The following is a 17261-nucleotide window of genomic DNA, read 5'->3' as shown; positions in this document are numbered from 1 at the left end:
CTGGGCCGGGGTGGGTAGGCAGGACCGTTGGCGCCATGGATGGCGCCATCGCGCCCCCATGGACGGGTTTACGGCGTGTCCTGGCTGCCCACCCCGGCCCAGCCACCTACTGACAATCCAGCGCCGACCAACTGCTGTTGCTGTTGCTGTTGCTTCAAAACCAGCCTGCCGCAGGCAGCGCCGCAGCCGCCGCTGCACGGAAACCTGAATGCGTTCGGACACCGCACCTCAATCCCCCGCCCTGACGGCCGATAACGGGGTTGTCACCGCTTGTCCCGCCGTGACCGGCACGGCGCCGCCCGCCCGCTTCGACCTGGTCCTGCTCGATGAATCTCCTGCATCGCTGGCAACACTACTTCAGCAATCTTTCCGTCCGGCGCAAGCTCAACCTGCTGACGCTGCTCATCGCGCTCGGCGTGATCGCGCTCTCGGTGATCGCCGCGCGCATGCAGTACCTGGATCTCACCGAGACCCGCAAGACCGCACTGAAGACCCAGGTCGAACTGAGCTACGGCATCCTGCAGCACTACCACCGCCTGGCCGCTACCGGCGAACTCAGCGAAGAGGCTGCCAAGCGCGCCGCGCTGCAGGCATTGGAAGTGATGCGTGCAGAGAGCGATACCTACTATTTCAACGTCTACGACACCGGCTACCGGCTGCTGATGCACCCGTTCCGCAAGGACCTGGTCGGCAAGGACATGAAGGACTTCCACACCGACGACGGCGTACGGATCTACTACGACCAGGTCGAAGCGGCTCGCGCCGGCGGCGGCTTCGTCAACTACCGCTGGGCCAAGCCGGGCAGCAAGGGCGACGTCGAGAAGGTCGCCTACGCCGGCCTGTTTGCGCCGTGGAACTGGGTGGTCAGCAGTGGCGTCTACATGGACGACGTGCAGAAGCAGGCGCTGGTGTTCACTGCCATCATGACAGTCTCCGGCGGCGTCCTGGTGCTGATCGTACTGGCCCTGAGCTGGGTCATCGGCAATCGCATCGCCGTGCCGTTGAAGCAGGCCACGGCCGTCGCCGAGGGCATCGCCGCCGGCAAGCTCGACAGCCATATCGGCCCGCAGCCGCACGATGAAACCGGCCGCCTGCTGGACGCCATGGCCGGCATGCAGCAGCAGTTGCATGCCGTAATCACCGGCCAGCGCGAAATGGCCCGCCGCCACGACGGTGGCGAACTCAGCTACCGCATCGACGCCAGCGCCTTCCCCGGCGAGTACGGGCTGATGGTCCAGGAAACCAACGCCCTGGTGGGTAGCCACGTGCAGACCCTGCACGATGTGCTGGACGTGGTGCAGCAGTACGCGGTTGGTGACCTGAGCCGCGACATCGCCCGCTACCCGGGCGAGAAGGCGGCGATGACCACCACCGTCGACACCGTCAAGGCCAACCTCGGCCGCATCAACGCCGAGATCAAGCAGTTGGCCAGCGCCGCTGCTGCCGGCGACTTCAGCCGCCGAGGCGATGCGCAGCGCTTCGACCACGATTTCCGCCTGATGCTGGAAAACCTCAACGCGATGATGGCGGTCAGCGATGACAACCTCGGCAAGCTGTCGCAGCTGCTGTCGGCCATCGCCGAGGGCGACCTGACCGCGCGCATGCACGGCGATTACCAGGGCGTGTTCGCCCGCATGCGCGACGATGCCAACGCCACGGTCGCGCAGCTGACCCAGATCGTCGGCCAGATCCAGGCCAGCGCCTCCAGCATCACCCTGGCCGCCGGCGAGATCGCCTCGGGCAACAGCGACCTGTCGCGCCGTACCGAGCAGCAGGCCGCCAACCTGGAGGAAACCGCGGCCTCGATGGAGGAACTGACCTCCACCGTGCGCCAGAACGCCGAGCACGCCCGCCAGGCCAACCAGCTCGCCATCGGCGCCCATGGCGTCGCCTCGCAGGGCGGTGAAGTCGTCGGCCAAGTGGTCACCACCATGTCGGCCATCGAAGCCTCGTCGAAGAAGATCGCCGAGATCATCAGCGTCATCGACGGCATTGCGTTCCAGACCAACATCCTGGCGCTGAATGCCGCCGTGGAAGCCGCGCGTGCCGGTGAACAGGGCCGCGGCTTCGCCGTGGTCGCCAGCGAAGTGCGCACCCTCGCCCAGCGCTCGGCGGCTGCCGCCAAAGAGATCAAGGGCCTGATCGACGACTCCGTCGGCAAGGTTGCCGAGGGCTCCAGCCTGGTCCACCAGGCCGGCAGCACCATGGGCGAGATCGTCGCCTCGGTGCAGCGCGTGACCGACATCATGGCCGAGATTTCCGCCGCCTCGCAGGAGCAGAGCGCGGGCATCGAGCAGGTCAACCAGACCGTGGTGCAGATGGACGAAACCACCCAGCAGAACGCCGCGCTGGTGGAGGAAGCCACCGCTGCCGCACGTGCGATGGAAGACCAGGCCGCACAGCTTGCAGATGCCGTGGCGATCTTCCGGCTCGACAACCAGGTCTCGGCCGCGATGCAGGCCGTTGCCGCGCGGGTCGAGCCGGCGAGAGTCACCACCGTGGCACCTCCGCAGCCAAGCCGCGCGGCAGCACCTGCACCGATATCGCCACGTCGTAGCAGCAACGCCGGCACCTTCGTCGCCAGCGACAGCGACTGGCAGGAATTCTGAGACCCACCCGTAGCGGCTTCGGCCGCTGCCCCCGCCGATGGACACGTCCCCCGTGCAAAGTCCTACTCCCATCGTTACCGGCCCACGCGAATTCGAGTTCGCCGACCGTGATTTCCGCCGCGTCTGCGACCTGATCTACCAGCGCGTGGGCATTGCGCTTGCGCCGGCAAAGCGCGACATGGTCTATGGCCGCCTTTCGCGCCGCCTGCGCACGCTGGGCATGCGCAGCTTCCAGCAGTACCTGGACCATCTGGAGCAGGAAGATGGTGACGAGTGGCAGGCGTTCACCAACGCCCTGACCACCAATCTGACCTCGTTCTTCCGCGAACCGCACCACTTCGACAAGCTGCGCGAAGAACTGCAGCAGCGCTCCAGCCGCACGCCGTTGCTGCTGTGGTCGTGCGCGGCGTCCACCGGCGAAGAGCCCTATTCGATGGCGATCACCGCGTGCGAGGCCTTTGGCACCCTGAAGCCGCCGGTACGCATCATCGCCACTGACGTCGACACCCAGGTGCTGGCCACCGCCGGCCGTGGCGTCTACAACATCGATCGCGTCGCCAGCCTCGATCCGGACCTGCGCCGCCGCTACTTCCAGCGTGGCAGCGGCCCCAACGAGGGCCAGTGCCGCGTGCTGCCTGCGCTGCGCGAGCTGATCGAATTCCGCCCGTTGAACCTGCTCGCCCCGCGCTACGACGTCGGTGGCCCGTTCGACGCACTGTTCTGCCGCAACGTGATGATCTACTTCGACAAGCCGACCCAGCGCGCGATCCTCGGCCGCCTGGTGCAGCACCTGGCCGATGACGGTCTGCTCTACACCGGCCATTCGGAGAACTATCTGCACGCCGCCGACCTGATCCAGCCCTGCGGCCGCACCCTGTACCGCCGTGCGGCGAAGGCCGGCGCATGAATGCCTCGCTGCGTACCGACGATGTCATGCGCTACCAGGATGCGCGCTTCCAGACCGTCGCCGCCAAGCTGCTGCCGACCCAGTACCTGGTGGTCGATGACACCACCGCGCTGACCACCACGCTGGGCTCGTGCGTAGCCGCCTGCCTGCGCGACCCGGTGCTGAAGATCGGCGGCATGAACCACTTCCTGCTGCCCGAGGGCAACGCCGGTGACGGCGCGCCCGCGCGCTACGGCAGCTACGCGATGGAACTGCTGATCAACGACATGCTCAAGCGTGGTGCCCACCGCAAGCGCATCGAGGCCAAGGTGTTCGGTGGCGCCAACGTGCTGAAGGGCTTCACCAGCAACCCGGTTGGCACCCGCAACGCCGAGTTTGTCCGCCAGTACCTTCAGGCCGAGCACATTCCGATCATTGCCGAGGACCTGTGCGGCATCCATCCGCGCAAGATCTGGTTCTTCGCCGATACCGGCCGCGTGGTGGTGCAGCGCCTGCCGCATGCCCATGAGGCCGAAGTGGCCGCGACCGAATCGGCGGTACGTGCACGCCTGTCCAAGGCGCCGGTCACCGGCGGCGTGGAGCTGTTCGAATGACCCTGACCGGCAACGCCCCCTGCCGGGTCCTGATCGTCGACGACTCCGCCGTCGTGCGGCAGATGCTCACGGAAATCCTGTCCAGCGACCCGGCCATCGACGTGGTCGGCACCGCTGCCGACCCGCTGTTGGCACGCGAGAAGATCAAGCGCCTGCTCCCGGACGTGATCACCCTGGACGTGGAAATGCCGCGCATGGACGGGCTGGCGTTCCTGGAAAACCTGATGCGCCTGCATCCGCTGCCGGTGGTGATGATTTCTTCGCTGACCGAGCGAGGCGCCGACACCACCCTGCAGGCACTGGCGCTGGGCGCCGTGGATTTCGTCTCCAAGCCCAAGCTGGACGTGGCCCGCGGCCTGCAGGGCTATGCCGAGGAGATCATCGCCAAGGTCAAGATGGCGGCGCGCTCGCGCGTGCGTCCGCTTGTGCGTGCCAGCGCCCCCAAGCTCACGCTGGACGCAGCGCCGGCGACGCGTGCTGCCTCGCCGCAGTTCCGTACCACCGACCGCCTGATCGCGATCGGCTCGTCAGCCGGTGGCACCGAAGCGCTGCGCGTGGTGCTGGAAGGCATGCCTGCCGATGCACCCGCCGTGGTGATGACCCAGCACCTGCCGGCCAGCTTCAGCAGCGCCTTTGCCGAACGCCTGGACCGACACTCGGCAATGGCCGTGCGCGAGGCCAGCGACGGCGAAGCGGTGCTGCCCGGCCACGCCTACCTCCCGCCCGGCGGCAAGCACCTGCGCATCATCCGCGACGGTGCGCGCTGGCGCTGCCGCGTCGACGACGGCCCGGCAGTGAACCGGCACAAGCCCGCGGTGGACGTGCTGTTCCGCTCGGTCGCGCAGAGCGCCGGTGGCAATGCCATCGGTGCCATCCTCACCGGCATGGGTGACGACGGCGCGCGCGGCCTGCTGGAAATGCGCCAGGCCGGCGCCCCAACGCTGGTGCAGGACGAAGCGACCAGCGTGGTCTGGGGCATGCCCGGTGCCGCGTTCAAGCTGCGCGCTGCCGAGGAACAGGTGCCACTGGAGAGGATCGCCGAGCGGTTGCTCGCCCTCGCCCGCGGCTGACAGGCCCCTGTAGAGCCGAGCCCACGCTCGGCTCCGCTCCCTGCTGGACACCTGCAAGAGACGTCAGGCTCCATTGCCGATCCGCCGCCAGCACTTTCGACATGTTTCAACGGCGCTGATCGAGGTTTGATCCTGCCGCAAGCCATGCGCGCCAAACGGGAGGCCCGCAGGACACCGACTTGGAGCGCGGCTGGAGCGGGTCGTATAGTCAGGTATCGCACAGCAATGGAACGCCGATGAACGTTACCCCGCAAGGCCGCGCTGCTCGGGTACACAGGGTGGGAAGTCCGGGTAACGGACAATACCCGCTGCGCAACCTGTCGCATTTGCCCGGATGTGGCGCCGTCGTTCGTGATGAGACCGCATGTTCCAAGGATCAAGGACAATCCTGCTGCGACATGGACCGCTCATGCTGAAATCCGTCCCCAGCCTTGCTCGTGTTGCGTTGATCGCCTTGATCACACTGGTTGTCGCAGGCTGCAACAAGGAACGCTCGTTCCCGGTCTATCGCGAGAATCCTGCGCCAAGGGATGCGCTGCCGATTGTGATTCGGGTCCACGATGCACCCGTGGATGTTCCCGTTCCTTCGGTCTTCGTCACGTATGAGATAGACCCACTCTGTCTGCCTCCGGTCAACAATTGGGAGGGGGTGCAGTACGAGCCGAACCAGCACAAGGTTGAGGTTCAGGCACAGCGCCTCAGTGCAACTGAATTCAGCAGTGCTGTTTTCAACGACGGTATGGAAGTTGCCGACTATTACGGTCGTGGTCCGTGCACTTGGACACCCGTGCTCGTGGAAGCTTCATTCGCCTTCATCATTGATGGTCGCCCTATCCAAGCAACCGCATGGACTTCATTTACAAAGCTTGAAACCGGGAAACTCTCTACTACCTACGTACATCGCGCCTTACGCCCTATGACTTCAGGGGGATCGCCAGAGTGGACGCCTACCGAGCCTTCGACTTGGTACGAGAAGATGTCTCAGGATAAGCGAAAGGATTACTTCCCAATCGAAATCTCCACACGGACTGAAGGAACAGCCCAATGAATCCTGGAGCAAATGCAGCCCTCTCCGATCATGTCTACAAGGATCCGCTCCCTGAACCCAAGACCATTGTTACCATTGCCGGGACGGAATATCGAGTATTGGCCAGCCTAAACTCCGCCACCGGCTACCAAAGCGTCATTTACCATAATCTCGAATCCAAAGAAGTAATCGTCACCCATCGCGGTACCGAGTTTGATCGCCAGCCTCTGATTGATGGCGGCATCGATGCGGCGATGGTCACCGCCAGAATCAACGCGCAAATTGATGATGCCCTCGCGCTGACCAAGCAGGCAATCGAGCTGGCTTACGCAAATGGATATGGCCAAGTTTCCGTCACCGGCCACTCCCTGGGCGGCGCGCTCGCACAGATCACTGCACACCACTACAACCTCCCCGGCGACGCGTTCAATCCCTACGGTGCCGCCGGGCTGGCATATCGCCTTCCTGAAGGCCAGCCAGCCAGCGCGGCGCCCTTCACCAACCACGTCTTGGCAGGCGACCTGGTCAGTGCCAGCGGTCCCCATTACGGCAAGGTCGAGATGTATGCGCTGCCCAGGGAACTGGAGATCCTGCGCAACGCCGAGCACGGCCAGCGCATCGCCTCTATCGGAACACCCGGGATGAAGAGCGGCCATGTCATGTCCGCCGCGGTGGCGGTCCAGTTGGGCGACTCCCATCGAGTGGTTCATTTCCTTGATCGCATGACCGATAAGGGCCCGGTGCAATCTGTACTGGACAATCCACAGGCGCGCGTTACGGATCCTGAGGACCTGCGCCGGATTGCCGACTACCGCAGGGATGTTCATCAACTACGTGCGGGTGCGACCGTGCTTGTCGGCGGCGGGCCCGGTCTGCTGCGCGACGGTATCAATTTCCTGCGCGGTGTCGAGGAAGCCGGTGCATACGCCCGCCACGAAGCTGAAGCCGAGCAGCGGGCCCGCAATGCGCTCAGGCCTGGCGATAAACTGATCCAGGATGCAACCGACAAGGGCTCGCCCTCTCTCAGCAATCCCGCTTTCTCTCCCAGGACCCCTTTGCAGGAGAGCATTGAATCAACCTTGGACAGGGCAGGCCAGGATCCCAGGAAGGAAGGCCATCCAGACCATGCGCTCTACCGGCAGATTCGCGAGGGTGTATCCGCCGTGGATGCCAGGCACGGGCGCAGCTTCGATGAAACCAGTGAGCGCGTGACGGCCGGCCTGCTTGCGGCGGCCAAGGCCAGCGGCCTGGAACGCGTCGATCATGTTGTACTGGGCAATTCACCGAGCGATGGCTCAGCCTCTCGCATGTTCGTTGTGCAGGGAGCGCTCGACAATCCAGCACACCTGCGGGCGTCGGTTCCAATCAGTGAGGCCGTCAATACGCCCGTAGAACAGTCGCTCGCCAAGGCCGAGCAGATTTCGCAGGCACAGCAGGTCGCCCAGGAGGACCTCGCCCACGAGCAGGCCCTCACCGCGAGGCGGATGGGCTAGGCCACCTGGCCGGGCACAATGAAAAACCCGGCTTTCACCTGCGGTTCTTCGTTTCAACGGGTTGCCTACCAGCGGCCGGCACTACCATGCGTCGTCCGCTCACAAAAAAACCCCCGGCGCGAGCCGGGGGTTTTCCGTTACCGCATCAGGCAGCGACCGTGCTGGCCACGTCCTGGTATTCCTCGATCTGGTCGAAGTTCATGTAGCGGTAGATCTCCGCACCATTGGCGTTGATCACGCCGATGTCCGCCATGTACTCCTCCTTGGTCGGGATGCGGCCCAGGCGCGAGCAGATCGCCGCCAGTTCCGCCGAACCCAGGTACACGTTGGTGTTGCGGCCCAGACGGTTCGGGAAGTTGCGGGTCGAGGTCGACATCGCGGTGGAGCCTTCGCGGATCTGCGCCTGGTTGCCCATGCACAGCGAGCAGCCCGGCATTTCCATGCGTGCGCCGGTAGCGCCGAAGGTGCCGTACACGCCTTCCTTGGTCAGCTCCGAGGCGTCCATCTTGGTCGGCGGGGCCACCCACAGGCGGGTCGGCAGGTCACGCTTGCCTTCCAGCAGCTTGGCAGCGGCGCGGAAGTGGCCGATGTTGGTCATGCACGAACCGATGAACACCTCGTCGATCTTGGCACCGGCCACTTCGGACAGGGTCTTCACGTCGTCCGGGTCGTTCGGGCAGGCCACGATCGGCTCGTGGATGTCAGCAAGGTCGATTTCGATGACGGCGGCGTACTCGGCGTCCGCATCCGGCTCCAGCAGCTGCGGGTTGGCCAGCCACGCTTCCATCTTCTCGATACGGCGCTGCAGCGAGCGCGGATCCTGGTAACCCTCGGCAATCATCCACTTCAGCAGGGTGATGTTGCTGGTCAGGTACTCGATGATCGGCTCCTTGTTCAGGCGCACCGAGCAACCTGCCGCCGAACGCTCGGCCGAGGCGTCGGACAGTTCGAACGCCTGTTCGACCTTCAGCTCCGGCAGGCCTTCGATTTCCAGGATACGGCCGGAGAAGATGTTCTTCTTGCCCGCCTTGGCCACGGTCAGCAGGCCCGACTTGATCGCGTACAGCGGGATCGCGTTGACCAGGTCACGCAGGGTCACGCCCGGCTGCATCTTGCCCTTGAAGCGCACCAGCACCGACTCCGGCATGTCCAGCGGCATCACGCCGGTGGCAGCGGCGAAGGCGACCAGGCCCGAGCCGGCCGGGAACGAAATACCCACCGGGAAACGGGTGTGCGAGTCACCGCCGGTGCCGACCGTGTCCGGCAGCAGCATGCGGTTGAGCCAGCTGTGGATCACGCCGTCGCCCGGGCGCAGGGAAACGCCGCCACGGGTGGAGATGAACTCCGGCAGAGTGTGGTGCGTCTTCACGTCCACCGGCTTCGGGTAAGCGGCGGTGTGGCAGAACGACTGCATCACCAGGTCGGCCGAGAAGCCCAGGCAGGCCAGGTCCTTCAGCTCGTCACGGGTCATCGGGCCGGTGGTGTCCTGCGAGCCGACCGAGGTCATCTTCGGTTCGCAGTAGGTGCCCGGGCGCATGCCCTGGCCTTCCGGCAGGCCACAGGCGCGACCAACCATCTTCTGCGCCAGCGAGAAGCCCTTGCCGGTATCGGCCGGCTGCACCGGCAGGCGGAACAGGTCGGTCGGGGCCAGGCCCAGCGCTTCGCGCGCCTTGCCGGTCAGGCCACGGCCGATGATCAGCGGGATGCGGCCACCGGCACGCACTTCGTCGAACAGCACGTCGGACTTGACCTGGAACTCGGCGATCACTTCGCCGTTCTTCAGCGCCTTGCCTTCGTACGGACGCAGCTCGATGACATCGCCGTGCTCCATCTTCGACACGTCCAGCTCGATCGGCAGCGCACCGGCATCTTCCATGGTGTTGTAGAAGATCGGGGCGATCTTGCCGCCCAGGCACACGCCGCCAGCGCGCTTGTTCGGGATGTACGGAATGTCATCGCCGGTCCACCACAGCACGCTGTTGGTGGCCGACTTGCGCGAGGAGCCGGTGCCGACCACGTCGCCGACGTAGGCGACCAGGTGGCCCTTGTCCTTCAGCGACAGGATCTGCTGGATCGGGCCGCGCTTGCCGTCTTCTTCCGGGGTGAACGGCGCGTCGTCGCGCTTGTTCTTCAGCATCGCCAGCGCGTGCATCGGAATGTCCGGGCGGGTGGTCGCGTCCGGTGCTGGCGACAGGTCATCGGTGTTGGTTTCGCCCGGCACCTTGAACACGGTGACGGTCAGGCTCTGCGGCACTTCCGGGTTGCTGGTGAACCACTCGGCATCGGCCCAGCTCTGCAGCACGGCCTGGGCGTTGGCGTTGCCGGCCTTGGCCTTCTCCTGCACGTCATGGAACGCATCGAACACCAGCAGGGTCTTCTTCAGGCCGTTGGCGGCGATGGTGCCGACGCTGGCGTCGTCCAGCAGCTGCACCAGCGGTGCAACGTTGTAGCCGCCGAGCATGGTACCCAGCAGTTCGGTGGCGCGCTCGCGGCTGATCAGCCGGTTCTGCTCGCTGCCCAGCGCGATCGCCGCCAGGTACGAGGCCTTGACCTTGGCCGCGTCATCGACGCCGGCCGGCACGCGGTGGGTCAGCAGGTCGAGCAGGAACTCGGCCTCGCCCTGCGGCGGGTTCTTCAGCAGTTCGATGACATCGGCCGTCTGCTGCGCGCTCAGCGGCAGCGGCGGGATGCCAAGCGCAGCGCGCTCGGCGACGTGGTGGCGGTAGGCTTCCAACATGACAACTCCCGGGTAATGCGTAGGTTGAAAAATCAAAAGTGGGCTCAGGCGTGCGGCACGATCAGCTTCAGGCCCTTGAAGTAGTCGCGGTAAAACGTGTCGTTCCAGGTGATCAGGCCGTCGCACTGCAGCAGTGCGTGGGCGCCGACCATGAATTCGTCCAGGCTGCGACGGCTACCGCCGCGCTGGCGGTGACGGCGGTGCATCTCGCCGGCGCGCAGCGCCGACTTGGCTTCCATCGGGTTGAAGTGCACGCCCATCTCTTCCAGCGCTTCGAGCACCTCGGCACCACCGCGCAGCGATGCGCACACTTCGGCGAGGGTTGCGCCACAGACCACCACGCGGCCACCGACCAGGCTCTGCCGGAGGATGGCTTCCACGGCATCGGCCTGCGGGCCATTGCTGAGCAGCTCGACCAGCACCGGCGAATCGACGGCGATCATCACGGCTTACTCCTCGTCACGCACCGCGCGCACGGCCGCGTCGGATGACTCGAAGCCGTCCAGCGCGAACTTGCCGCGCGCCCGTGAAATGGCATCGTCAACACTCTTGCGCAGGATGATGCGGCTGCCGTCCAGCTCGACCTTCAGCAGCGTGCCCTTGGTCAGGCCGAGGGCATCACGCACCGCCTTGGGCAGGGTGATCTGTCCGCGTTCTGCAACGGTGGCTTCCATGGGTAGGCCTCAAAAAGTATGTATGAATTATACATACCTGACGTAAACACCTCAAATCGGGCGAACTGTGACCTTGAACCAGAATCAGTCGCATTCGACCGCTAGACTGGCCGGGCAGCACTCGCTGTACCGGGCCGGGACACTCCGGCACCGCACGCCCCCTTCGTCATAAAAGGACGTTCAATGCGCGCATTCATCCTGACCCTGGCTCTGGCCACCCCCCTGGCCCTGGCCGCAGGCCCGGCCCACGCCAATCCGTTCGCGGCCCACACCACCGGCACTGAGATCACCCAGAAGCAACTGGACGAGCTGGAGGTGGGCAAGGCGACCCAGGACCAGGTCCGCGAGAAGTTTGGAGCGCCGACGCGTCGTGAGCAGCTTGGCGACATCCAGGTCTGGTACTACGACTACGCCAAGATCAAGCACTTCGGAAAGAACGTGCAGGAATCGACCGTCTTTGAGTTCGGCAAGGACAACGTACTCAAGGTGAAATCCAAGGGCGCGGCTCCCGCCAAGACCGGCAATCCGTTCCTGGGTGGCTGATCGCCACTGACTGGCGCGCTGCCCGTCGGCGGCGCGCCCCCCGTGCCCGGTCAAGAACGCCTCGACCGCCACGATGACCATCGCTCAGCACGGCTCCGCCCCCAGCGCCTGCAGCCCCCCATGCTGTCGTCCTCCTGTCCCCCGGCGCCATACGGCACTGCCTCGAGCCTGTCAGCCCGCACTAGGTTCGGCGGCGCCATGACACGAAAACTACATACGAATTTATAACCTTGCGTTCTGAGCCCGCAGTTCTGCGGCCCCGACGGCATCGGCGATACTGGCCTTCTGCCCGGCGGCACGGACTGCCGGCCACCGCAAGCAGGCCTGCCCATGCGCGGGCCACTGCAAGCCATCCGCAAGAAGGAGTTAACCCGCATGAGCGATTCGTTCTCCACCCGCAGCCAGCTGAATGTCGGTGGCAAGACCTACGACTACTTCAGCCTGCCCACGCTGGGCCAGCGCTTCGATATCTCCCACCTGCCCTACTCGATGAAGATCCTGCTGGAGAACCTGCTCCGGCACGAGGACGGCGGCATCACTGTCGGCAAGGACCACATCGAAGCCGTGGCCCGCTGGAACCCGGCGGCCGAGCCGGACACCGAGATCGCGTTCATGCCGGCGCGCGTGGTCCTGCAGGACTTCACCGGCGTGCCCTGCGTGGTCGACCTGGCCGCGATGCGCGATGCGGTGGTCAAGCTCGGCGGCAAGCCGGAGCAGATCAATCCGCAGATTCCCTCCGAACTGGTCATCGACCACTCGGTGCAGGTCGATGTGTTCGGCAAGCCCGACGCGCTGGACCTCAACGGCAAGATCGAGTTCCAGCGCAACCAGGAACGCTATGGCTTCCTGCGCTGGGGCCAGAAGGCCTTCGACAACTTCAAGGTGGTGCCACCCAACACCGGTATCGTCCACCAGGTGAACCTGGAAAACCTGGCCCGCGTGGTGATGACCGCGCAGAAGGATGGCAAGGACATTGCCTACCCCGACACCGTGTTCGGTACCGACAGCCATACCACCATGATCAACGGCATCGGCGTGCTCGGCTGGGGCGTGGGTGGCATCGAAGCGGAGGCCGCCATGCTCGGCCAGCCGTCGTCGATGCTGATCCCGCAGGTGGTCGGCTTCAAGCTGACCGGCAAGCTGCCCGAGGGCGCCACCGCCACCGACCTGGTGCTGACCGTCACCCAGATGCTGCGCAAGCTGGGCGTGGTGGGCAAGTTCGTCGAGTTCTACGGTGACGGCCTGCAGCACCTGCCGCTGGCCGACCGCGCCACCATCGGCAACATGGCCCCGGAGTACGGCGCCACCTGCGGCATCTTCCCGATCGACGCGGAATCGCTGAACTACCTGCGCCTGTCGGGCCGCAGCGAAGAGCAGATCAACCTGGTCGAGGCCTACGCCAAGGCGCAGGGCCTGTGGCACGAACCCGGCAGCCCGCACGCCCAATACAGCAGCACGCTGGAACTGGACATGGGCACGGTGAAGCCGTCGCTCGCCGGCCCGAAGCGCCCGCAGGACCGCGTGCTGCTGGAAGACGTGCAGAAGAACTACCGCGAAGCGCTGGTCGGCATGACCGCCAACCGTGACAAGCGCAGCGAGGACGTTGCCACCTTCGTCAACGAAGGCGGCGGCGCCGCGGTCGGCAACGAGCAGCTGACCAAGGGCTTCGCCGACATCGAGATCGAAGGCCGCAAGGTGCGGCTGAAGGATGGCGCGGTGGTGATCGCGGCCATCACCTCCTGCACCAACACCTCCAACCCGGCGGTGATGATCGGTGCCGGCCTGCTGGCCCGCAACGCGGCCGCCAAGGGCCTGAACCGCCAGCCGTGGGTCAAGACCTCGCTCGGCCCAGGCTCGCGCGTGGTGACCGATTACCTGGAAAAGGCCGGCGTGCTGAAGGAGCTGGAGAAGATCGGCTTCTACGTGGTCGGCTACGGCTGCACCACCTGCATCGGCAACTCCGGCCCGCTGCCGACCGAAGTCAGCGCCGGCATTGCCGCCGGCGACCTGGTGGTCACCTCGGTGCTGTCGGGCAACCGCAACTTCGAGGGCCGCGTGCACCCCGAAGTGAAGATGAACTACCTGGCCAGCCCGCCGCTGGTGGTGGCCTATGCCATCGCCGGCACCACCGACATCGACCTGACCACCCAGCCGCTCGGCACCGGCAGCGACGGCCAGCCGGTGTTCCTGCGCGACATCTGGCCGAGCAACAAGGAAATCGGCGACGTCATCGCCGCCACCATTGGCCCGGAGATGTTCAAGCAGAACTACGCCGATGTGTTCAAGGGTGACACCCGCTGGAACACCATCGCCTCGCCGGACGGCAACCTGTACGCGTGGAGCGACGCCTCCACCTACATCAAGAACCCGCCCTACTTCGATGGCATGACCATGCAGACCGGCAGCATCGACGACGTGCACGGCGCACGCGTGATGGGCCTGTTCGGCGACTCGATCACCACCGACCACATTTCCCCGGCAGGCAACATCAAGAAGGACTCGCCGGCAGGCCGCTTCCTGCAGGAGCGCGGCGTGCAGCCGGCCGACTTCAACAGCTACGGCAGCCGTCGCGGCAACGATGACGTGATGGTCCGCGGCACCTTCGCCAACATCCGCATCAAGAACCTGATGTTCGGTGGCGAGGAAGGCGGCAACACCCTGTACTACCCGACCGGTGGTGGCCAGCCGGAAAAGCTGGCGATCTACGACGCGGCCATGAAGTACAAGGCCGACAAGGTGCCGCTGGTGGTGCTGGCCGGCAAGGAATACGGCACCGGATCGTCGCGTGACTGGGCGGCCAAGGGCACCCTGCTGCTGGGGTGAAGGCGGTCATCGCCGAGAGCTTCGAGCGCATCCACCGCTCCAACCTGGTCGGCATGGGCGTGCTGCCGCTGCAGTTCCGCAACGGCGAGAACGCACAGACGCTGGGCCTGGACGGCTCGGAAGTGATCGACATCACCGGCCTGCAGGACGGTGCCAGCAAGCGCGCCACGGTCACCGCGACCAAGGCCGATGGCACGAAGAAGACCTTTGAGGTCTCGGTAATGCTGCTGACCCCGAAGGAAGTCGAGTACTTCCGTCATGGCGGCCTGCTGCAGTACGTGCTTCGCCAGCTGGCAGCCAAGTAACGGGTAACGCCGGGCCATGCCCGGCGAATCCCGGGAGCAAACAGCAAGGGCCGGATCCTCACGGATCCGGCCCTTGCTGTTTCACCGCAGCCAGGCATGGCCTGGCTCTACTGCCTCATCGGCGGCATCGGGATGGATGCCGGATGCCCGCTCAGCGGCGCGGCGCATCCGGGTCGGTGCGCAGGGCCTTCAACAGGCCCCACATGTAGAACGCCAGGGTGAACGAGAACGGCAGGCCGCACAGCACCACCGCCGTCTGCATCGCGCTGAAATTGCCAGCCAGCAGCAGGCCGACGCTGGCCACAGTGATGCCGGCGGCCCAGAACACGCGCAGCCAGATCGGCGCGTCATGGCCATCTTCCACGCCATCGTCAACGCGACGGGTGCACAGGTTGGCGATCATCAGCGTGCCCGAGTCGACCGGGGTCAGGAACAGCACGAAGCCGATCACCACCGCAGCACCGGCCACGTACGGCGCCGCAGGCAGGTATTCCAGCAGCTTGAACAAGGTCATCGCTGCATCGTGCTGGGCCACGTCACCCAGGATCGCCTGGCCATGGTTGAGCACCAGGTCGATGGCGGTGTTGCCGAAGATCGACAGCCAGGCCAGGGTGAAGCCGAGCGGGATCAGCAACACGCCCAAGATCACTTCGCGGATGGTGCGGCCGCGCGAGATGCGCGCCACGAAAAGGCCGACGAACGGCGCCCAGGCGATCCACCACGCCCAGTAGAACAGCGTCCACGAACCCATCCACTCACGGCCCTTGGGGTCGTTGAGGTACATGTCGAAGCTCTTGCGCACGAACGCGCCGAGGTAATCGCCGGTGTTCTGGATCAGGCCATCGAACAGGTGCAGGGTCGGGCCGGTGACCAGCACGAACAGCAGCAGGCCACACAGCAGGCGCACGTTGAGGTTGGACAGCCAGGCAATGCCCTTTTCCACGCCAGCGACCACGCCGATGGTGGCCACGACCATCATCACCAGCACGATCACCACCAGCACCTGCGGCGTATCCGGGATGTGGAACAGGTAGACCAGGCCGGACTGCACCACCAGGGCGCCGATGCCGAGGTTGGTCACCATCGAGATCAGCGTGGCCAGAATGCCGAAGCCATCGACCATGTCGCCGATGCGGCCATGAATTCGCTCACCGAAGACCGGGTACAACGCAGAGCGCAGCGCCAGCGGCAGGTCCCGGCGATAGGCGAAATAGCCCAGTGCCACGCCGACCAGCGCATACAGCGCCCAGCCATGCAGGCCCCAGTGCAGGAAGGTCAGCACCATCGCCTCGCGGCCGGCGGCCACGGTGCCGCCGGGCTGCCCGGGCGGGTGCAGGAAATGGTCCAGCGGCTCATAGGCGCCGTAGTACAGCAGCGCGATGCCGATGCCGGCCGAGAACAGCATCGAGACCCAGGCAACATAGCCAAAGGCCGGTGACTCTTCGTTGTGGCCCAGGCGGATGCGGCCGTACGGCGAGAACGCCAGCCACAGCACGAAGCCCAGGCACAGCACGATCAGCAGCATGTACCACCAGCCGAACGCGGCCGAGACCTCGGCCTGCGCCCATTGCAGCCAGTGCTCGCTGCCTTCGGGATAGAGCACGGTGAGCAGCCCGAGGATGCCGATCGACACTGAGGAGCTGAGGAAGACAAAACGGTTCAAGCGCAGGGGCGAACGCTTGGGATGAGCCAGGGAAGACATGGGGTCGTCTCATCAAGTCCGAGGGAGCACATGGGCGGGGCCGGACCGGTAAACCGGGCCCATGGCGTGGGGCGCGAGCGCATCCTATGGTTTATTGATTGAACGTTCAATCAATAAAAAGCATAATGGCGGGCAGCCCGATCCTTCGGGTCGCAAACCGTGGAGAGACAATGCCGAAGAAAGGCGTGGAACCGGTACGGCGCGAACAGCTGATCCGGGCCACTTTCCAGACCATCGACGAGATCGGCATGGCCGATGCCACCGTCGCCACCATCGCGAAGAAGGCGGGGTTGTCCAGCGGCATCGTCGCCCACTACTTCGGCGACAAGGACGGCCTGCTCAATGCTGCAATGCGGCAGATCCTGCGCGAACTGAAGGACGCCGTCGCCCGCTATCGCGCAGACGCCAGCGACAACCCGCGCGAGCAGCTGCGCGCCATCGTCGATGGCAACTTCGACGACAGCCAGATCAACGGCACCGCGATGCGCGTCTGGCTCACCTTCTGGGCCGCCAGCATGCACCAGCCGGAACTGGCCCGGCTGCAGCGCGCCAACGACCAGCGCCTGTTCTCCAACCTGTGCCACCAGTTCAACCGCCTGCTGCCCCACCCGCAGGCCCGCCTGGCCGCCCGCGGCCTGGCCGCGATGATCGATGGCCTGTGGCTGCGCGGCAGCCTGGTCGGCGGCCAGTTCAACGCCGAGAAGTCCCGGCGCATCGCTTACGGCTACATCGACTTCCAGTTGCAGGCTGCCGCGCTATAAGCGCTTCAGCGCCCGCC

General features: G+C 65.4%; 12 protein-coding genes and 1 pseudogene. 9 read left to right on the top strand and 4 right to left on the bottom strand.

Features of this window, described 5'->3' with window-relative positions; genetic code table 11:
- Positions 1 to 326: 326 nt before the first annotated feature.
- The 6 genes from DL544_RS09600 to DL544_RS09575 all read left to right on the top strand — a co-directional run bounded on the left by DL544_RS09600 (position 327) and on the right by DL544_RS09575 (position 7699).
- The gene (locus DL544_RS09600; RefSeq protein ID WP_065197374.1) at positions 327 to 2609 is read left to right on the top strand and encodes a methyl-accepting chemotaxis protein; all 2283 of its coding nucleotides are present in this window, start codon (positions 327 to 329) and stop codon (positions 2607 to 2609) included.
- A 37-nt stretch (positions 2610 to 2646) separates the two neighbouring features.
- Positions 2647 to 3516 carry a CheR family methyltransferase gene (locus DL544_RS09595; RefSeq protein WP_049416359.1) on the top strand — a complete coding sequence of 290 codons (870 nt, stop codon included), beginning with the start codon at positions 2647 to 2649 and terminating at the stop codon, positions 3514 to 3516.
- Positions 3513 to 4109 carry a chemoreceptor glutamine deamidase CheD gene (gene cheD, locus DL544_RS09590; RefSeq protein WP_065177632.1) on the top strand — a complete coding sequence of 199 codons (597 nt, stop codon included), beginning with the start codon at positions 3513 to 3515 and terminating at the stop codon, positions 4107 to 4109. Before DL544_RS09595 ends, cheD begins: the two co-directional genes overlap by 4 nt.
- Positions 4106 to 5179 carry a protein-glutamate methylesterase/protein-glutamine glutaminase gene (locus DL544_RS09585; protein WP_139727046.1) on the top strand — a complete coding sequence of 358 codons (1074 nt, stop codon included), beginning with the start codon at positions 4106 to 4108 and terminating at the stop codon, positions 5177 to 5179. Before cheD ends, DL544_RS09585 begins: the two co-directional genes overlap by 4 nt.
- Positions 5180 to 5588: 409 nt before the next feature.
- On the top strand, positions 5589 to 6227 hold the full coding sequence (locus DL544_RS09580; protein WP_095379478.1) for a hypothetical protein: 639 nt from the start codon (positions 5589 to 5591) through the stop codon (positions 6225 to 6227).
- Positions 6224 to 7699, top strand: coding sequence for an XVIPCD domain-containing protein (locus DL544_RS09575; RefSeq protein WP_139727045.1), 1476 nt, complete (start codon positions 6224 to 6226; stop codon positions 7697 to 7699). Before DL544_RS09580 ends, DL544_RS09575 begins: the two co-directional genes overlap by 4 nt.
- 145 nt (positions 7700 to 7844) lie before the next feature.
- Here the strand turns inward: DL544_RS09575 and acnB are convergent, their stop codons facing one another.
- Genes acnB through DL544_RS09560 form a run of 3 tightly spaced genes read right to left on the bottom strand, consistent with a single transcriptional unit; the run spans position 7845 to position 11110 of the window.
- Complete coding sequence (gene acnB, locus DL544_RS09570) at positions 7845 to 10436, bottom strand: bifunctional aconitate hydratase 2/2-methylisocitrate dehydratase (RefSeq protein WP_065177630.1); 2592 nt, start codon at positions 10434 to 10436, stop codon at positions 7845 to 7847.
- A 44-nt stretch (positions 10437 to 10480) separates the two neighbouring features.
- Positions 10481 to 10879 carry a type II toxin-antitoxin system VapC family toxin gene (locus DL544_RS09565; RefSeq protein ID WP_005416402.1) on the bottom strand — a complete coding sequence of 133 codons (399 nt, stop codon included), beginning with the start codon at positions 10877 to 10879 and terminating at the stop codon, positions 10481 to 10483.
- Positions 10880 to 10885: 6 nt separating this feature from the next.
- Positions 10886 to 11110 carry an AbrB/MazE/SpoVT family DNA-binding domain-containing protein gene (locus DL544_RS09560; protein WP_005409505.1) on the bottom strand — a complete coding sequence of 75 codons (225 nt, stop codon included), beginning with the start codon at positions 11108 to 11110 and terminating at the stop codon, positions 10886 to 10888.
- Between the two features lie 183 nt (positions 11111 to 11293).
- On the opposite strand from DL544_RS09560, the gene bamE reads away from it, so the two are divergent.
- Positions 11294 to 11653, top strand: a complete 360-nt coding sequence (gene bamE / locus DL544_RS09555; protein WP_065177629.1) for an outer membrane protein assembly factor BamE domain-containing protein — start codon at positions 11294 to 11296, stop codon at positions 11651 to 11653.
- 375 nt (positions 11654 to 12028) lie between these two features.
- A pseudogene (gene acnA, locus DL544_RS09550) lies at positions 12029 to 14781 on the top strand (aconitate hydratase AcnA).
- A 151-nt stretch (positions 14782 to 14932) separates the two neighbouring features.
- Here acnA and DL544_RS09545 read toward each other — a convergent pair.
- The gene (locus tag DL544_RS09545; protein WP_065184928.1) at positions 14933 to 16483 is read right to left on the bottom strand and encodes a BCCT family transporter; all 1551 of its coding nucleotides are present in this window, start codon (positions 16481 to 16483) and stop codon (positions 14933 to 14935) included.
- Between the two features lie 170 nt (positions 16484 to 16653).
- On the opposite strand from DL544_RS09545, the gene betI reads away from it, so the two are divergent.
- Entirely contained in the window at positions 16654 to 17244 is a 591-nt protein-coding gene (gene betI / locus DL544_RS09540) for a transcriptional regulator BetI (RefSeq protein ID WP_065177626.1), read from the top strand.
- Positions 17245 to 17261 lie beyond the last annotated feature (17 nt).

Source organism: Stenotrophomonas sp. pho (genome assembly GCF_006228405.1).
Taxonomy (GTDB): Bacteria; Pseudomonadota; Gammaproteobacteria; order Xanthomonadales; family Xanthomonadaceae; genus Stenotrophomonas; species Stenotrophomonas sepilia.
The sequence above is the reverse complement of the archived record's forward strand: the minus strand, read 5'-3'. Positions and strand labels throughout refer to the sequence as shown.